Origin of the sequence: Caulobacter sp. B11 (genome assembly GCF_002737765.1) — a bacterium.
Classification (GTDB): Bacteria; Pseudomonadota; Alphaproteobacteria; order Caulobacterales; family Caulobacteraceae; genus Caulobacter.
Window position 1 is genome coordinate 1 of the sequence record NZ_PEGG01000339.1, and the last position, 4,314, is coordinate 4,314.

Here is a 4,314-nt window from a genome sequence, read left to right on the forward strand (position 1 = left end):
ATGAAGTCGCCGCTGGTGGCCTACGCCACCAGCTTCTTTCCCGCCGCCCACGAGCTGGAAACCCTGGTGTTCCGCCTCACCGGGGCCCGGCAGATGCGGGTGTCCGAGCTGCTGTCCGACGTGCCCGCCGCCCGCCGGGGCCGGGTCGAACGCGCGATCCTGACCCTGGCCAAGTACGGCGTCGTCAAGATCCACGCCCGTTCCCTGACCATCCCGCAATAGGGTGCCGGCCCGGGGCGGGGGCTTCTAGCGGCGGATTTCCTGGCGAAACTCGTCGCTGAGCGCCACGGCGCCGGCCCGCTCGACGCGATAGCGCGCGGTATAGGTCCCCGCCGGCCAGCCGCCCGCCCGGGCCTTGCGGCCGACGAACATGAACTGTTGGGCCTTGTTGCGGTCCAGCACCACCGGGGCCGACGTGGCGAGGGTCTCGCCGCCGGGACCGGTCAAGGAGAGGGTCAGGCTGTCGCCCTGCTTGAGGCCGGTGGCGCGGACGAAGGCGATCATCGGCGTCTCGGGGCCGACCCGGACATCCTCCAGGTCGCCGGCCTCGACCCGGGCCATGGTCGGGGTGTCGGCGGTGAAGCCGCGATTGAGCACCGTGCTGGGCTTGTAGGCCAGGCCAGCCCGCAGGCCCGGATCCCACATCGAGGTCCCTCCGCCGCAGGCCGAGCCGACCGCCCCGCCATTGAACGGATCGACCACCTTGCCGCTCTGGCGAACGGTGAAGTGCAGGTGGGGAAACTCGGTATTGCCCGACAGCCCGATCTGGCCGAGCGGCTGCAGGGCAGCGACCTGGTCGCCGGGCTTCACCTTCAGGCTGCCGAGACGCATGTGGCAGTACTGGGTCTGCAGGCCCTGGCCGTGGTCGATGACCAGGCCGTTGCCGCACTCCTCGCCCTTGACCGCCGCGGCGCCGCGCTCGCGCACCGACATGTCGACCACGCCGTCGCGCACCCGCAGCACCCGGCCGGCCGCAGCGGCCAGCACATCAACCCCCGCCGCCTGCTGGCGTTCGGTGCGCAGCCGGATGTCGACGCCGCTGTGGTCCTGATAGGTGGTGGAGCCGCAGGCGAAGTCGCGGATCCCCGGGCCTGGGTCCTGGTCGACATAGTGCTGAACGACGCAACTGGCCCCGACCACGCAGCGCACGGGCCACTGCAGGCGCGGCTCGACGCCGCCCTGCGAGGCCGTCGGCGCCAGTCCGGACAGCCCCAGGAGGCCTAGCCCCAACAGATGTGCTTTCATACTCAGCCTCTGATTTCATAAGGTGTCATCGTCACGATATGTTAGGACACGTCCGCGCGCGCGGCTTCAACCTGTTTGAGCCGTTCACGCTCGGATCGGACGCGACGGCGTCGGATCCAACCGCCGGATCGCCCTTGGGGTTCCGAGGCGGGAGTTGGGGGGCAGGGCCTCGGCGTCCAGGGCGCCCGCGGCCGACAGTATTGGTATCGTCATGGCAGTCTTCAAGATTCTGAACCGACATGCGGAGAGCGTCAAAACCTCTCCGACCGTGCAATCGGCGCTGAAAGCGGCCCGGGGCCCGCTGGCCTTCACGGCCCTGTTCAGCCTGGCCAGCAACCTGCTGTACCTCTCCCTGCCGATCTATACCCAGCAGATCTATGGCCGGGTGCTGATCAGCCAGAGCCTGGGCACCCTGCTGGTCCTGACCGTCGGCATCCTGGTGGTGTTCTGCGTGTCGGCGGTGCTGGACTATCTGCGCTCGCAGGTGATGGTCAATTTCAGCCTGGAGTTCGATCGCCAGGTTTCCGGACCGGCCTTCACCACCCTGTTCGACGCCGTGGTGCAGCGCGACCGCACCACCCGCTCCCAGGCCCTGCGCGACATCGACGCCGTGCGACAGCTGCTGTCCGGCCCGGCCGTCGCCACCCTGTTCGATCTGCCGTGGATGCCGGTGTTCATCTTCATCCTGTTCGTCATCGATCCGGTGATCGGCTTCGTGACCCTGGGCGGCGGCGTGGTGCTGGTCGCCCTGACCGTGGCCCAGAACTATTTCACCCGTGACAAGCTGCGGGCCGCCTCGGATGAGGCCATCAAGGGCTATGCCTTCACCGACGCCGCCTTGCGCAACGGCGAGGTCGTGCGGGCCATGGGCATGCTGCCCCATCTGGCCGCGCCGTGGGGCAAGCATCGCGAGACCGCCCTGGAGCTGTCCACCGTCGCCCAGGAACGCGGCGCGATGTTCAGCCATGCCACCAAGCTGGTGCGGATGATCATCCAGATCCTGATCATCGCGGTCGGCGCCGCCCTGGTCATCGAGCAGAAGATCCCCTCCACCATGTTGTTCGCCAACATGATCCTGGCCTCCCGGGCCCTGATGCCCATCCAGGGCCTGGTCGGCTCGTTCGGGCCCCTGACCAACGGCCTGCAGGCCCTGGCCCGACTGAATCTCCTGCTCGGCAGCTATCAGCCGCCCGAGCGACGCACCGCCCTGCCCAAGCCCAAGGGCCATATCGTCGTCGATCGCCTGAGCTACGCCGCCCCCGGCTCGGACGTCCTGATCCTCAAGGCCATCAGCCTTGAACTGGCCCCGGCGAGGTTCTGGGCATCGCCGGGCCTTCGGGTTCGGGCAAGTCCACCCTGGCGCGGCTGATGGTCGGCGTCTGGAAGCCGCTGAACGGCCTGGTCCGGTTGGACGGGGTCAATATCTACAACTGGGATCGCGACAGCATCGGCGAACATGTCGGCTATCTGCCGCAGGACGTTGAACTGTTCTCCGGCACGGTTCGCGCCAATATCGCCCGCTTCCACCCCGCGATCAGCGACGCCGACGTCATCCGCGCCGCGACCCTGGCGGGGGCTCACGACCTGATCGTTCAACTGCCCAAGGGTTACGACACCGAGTTGGGCGAGGCGGCGGCGTCCTGTCGGCCGGTCAGAGGCAGCTGGTCGGCCTGGCCCGCGCCATTGTCGGGTCGCCCTCCCTGGTGGTGCTGGACGAACCCAATGCCAGCCTCGACAACGCCGGCGAAATGGCTCTGGCCAGGACCCTCAAGCGGCTTCGGGAGCGCGGCGTCACCGTGGTGATCGTCTCGCACAAACCCAACATCTTCCGGGCGGCCGACAAGATGGCGATCCTGAAGGCCGGCGCCCTGGAACGCTTTGGTCCGACCGAAGCCGTGCTCAAGAGCCTCAACATCATGCTCCCGGCAAGGCTGAAACGCCGAAGCTAAGCCAAGTGGAGGCGAAGAAGTGAACGCGCCATTGACCCCGATTTCCAGCATGCTTCGCAAGAGCCTCGAGGGCCGCAACCTGCGCCTGCCAAGCCTTCCGTCAATGTCGTCCGCCGATCGCCGCCGGATGTGGACGCCGATCATCGTCGGCTGCCTGGTGATCGTCGCCCTGGTTATCGGCGCGATCATCTGGGCCTCGGTCACCGAGATCGACGGCGCGATCTCGGCGCCGGGCTTCGTGAAGGTGGAGAACAATCGCAAATCCGTCCGGGCCTTCTCCGGCGGCGTGGTGCGGCAGATCCTGGTGCGCGAAGGCGACCAGGTGGCGGCCGGACAGGTGCTGATGCGCTTCGACGACACCACGGCCCAGGCCCAGTACGCGGTGCTGCAGAACCAGTATGACGTCAGCGTCGCCCATCTGGCCCGCTTCGAGGCCGAGATGGACGGCAAGAGCAGCATGCCGGTGCCGGCCGCGCTGAAGGCCCGCATGAACGATCCCGTCGTGGCCCGGTTGGTCAGCGACGAGCAGGCGGTGTTCCGCTCGCGCCTGACGATCTACCAGACCCAGGCCTCGGTTCTGCGCCAGCGCATGAACCAGCTGTCGCGCCGGGTTGAGGGCATTAACGCCCAGCTCTCGTCGCAGCAGGAACAGTCCAAGCTGATCGATGACGAACTGGTCGGCCTGACCTCGCTCTATGAGCGCGGCTATGCGCCCCGGACCCGTGTCCTGGCTCTGCAGCGCAACGCCGCCAGTCTCCGGGCAATGCCGGCGAGCAGCGGTCGGCGGCGGCGACCACCGAGGCCCAGATCGGCGAGGCCGTCAGCCAACTGGCCGAACTTCAGGGCCAGCGGATCGGCGAGGCGGCCGAGGCCGTGCAGTTGGCCCAGGCCAAGATCGCCGACGTCCTGCCCCGCCTGGACGCGGCCCGCGCGTCGCCCTGGAGCAGACCGTCATTCGCTCCCCGGCAAGGGTTCGGTCCTCAACCTGACCCAGTTCACCGAGGGCGGCGTTGTCGGGGCGGCGAGAGAGCTGCTCGACGTGGTGCCGTCCAACGTGATGATGGTCGTGCAGGCGCGCATCAAGCCGCAATATATCAATTCGGTGCAGCCGGGCTTGCCG

General features: G+C 68.0%; 5 protein-coding genes and 1 pseudogene. 5 read left to right on the forward strand and 1 reads right to left on the reverse strand.

Annotated elements, in window-relative coordinates:
* The coding region (locus CSW58_RS14155; RefSeq protein ID WP_099447474.1) for a hypothetical protein at window positions 1-222 on the forward strand (222 nt) is incomplete at its 5' end.
* A 24-nt stretch (window positions 223-246) separates the two neighbouring features.
* On the opposite strand, the gene CSW58_RS12285 is transcribed toward CSW58_RS14155, so the two are convergent.
* The gene (locus CSW58_RS12285) at window positions 247-1,245 is read right to left on the reverse strand and encodes a M23 family metallopeptidase (RefSeq protein ID WP_099447475.1); all 999 of its coding nucleotides are present in this window, start codon (window positions 1,243-1,245) and stop codon (window positions 247-249) included.
* A 268-nt stretch (window positions 1,246-1,513) separates the two neighbouring features.
* Between CSW58_RS12285 and CSW58_RS12290 the strand changes: the two genes are divergently transcribed.
* The 4 genes and pseudogenes from CSW58_RS12290 to CSW58_RS12300 form a co-directional block, all read left to right on the forward strand.
* The gene (locus CSW58_RS12290) at window positions 1,514-2,614 is read left to right on the forward strand and encodes an ABC transporter transmembrane domain-containing protein (protein ID WP_161494613.1); all 1,101 of its coding nucleotides are present in this window, start codon (window positions 1,514-1,516) and stop codon (window positions 2,612-2,614) included.
* Window positions 2,611-2,781, forward strand: a pseudogene (locus tag CSW58_RS16305) (hypothetical protein); the annotation flags it as partial. The gene CSW58_RS12290 and the pseudogene CSW58_RS16305, both read left to right, overlap by 4 nt.
* Window positions 2,782-3,044: 263 nt before the next feature.
* The gene (locus tag CSW58_RS15455) at window positions 3,045-3,194 is read left to right on the forward strand and encodes a hypothetical protein (RefSeq protein ID WP_161494614.1); all 150 of its coding nucleotides are present in this window, start codon (window positions 3,045-3,047) and stop codon (window positions 3,192-3,194) included.
* 19 nt (window positions 3,195-3,213) lie between these two features.
* Window positions 3,214-4,314: biotin/lipoyl-binding protein (locus tag CSW58_RS12300; protein WP_143755199.1), on the forward strand; the 1,101-nt coding region annotated here is incomplete at its 3' end.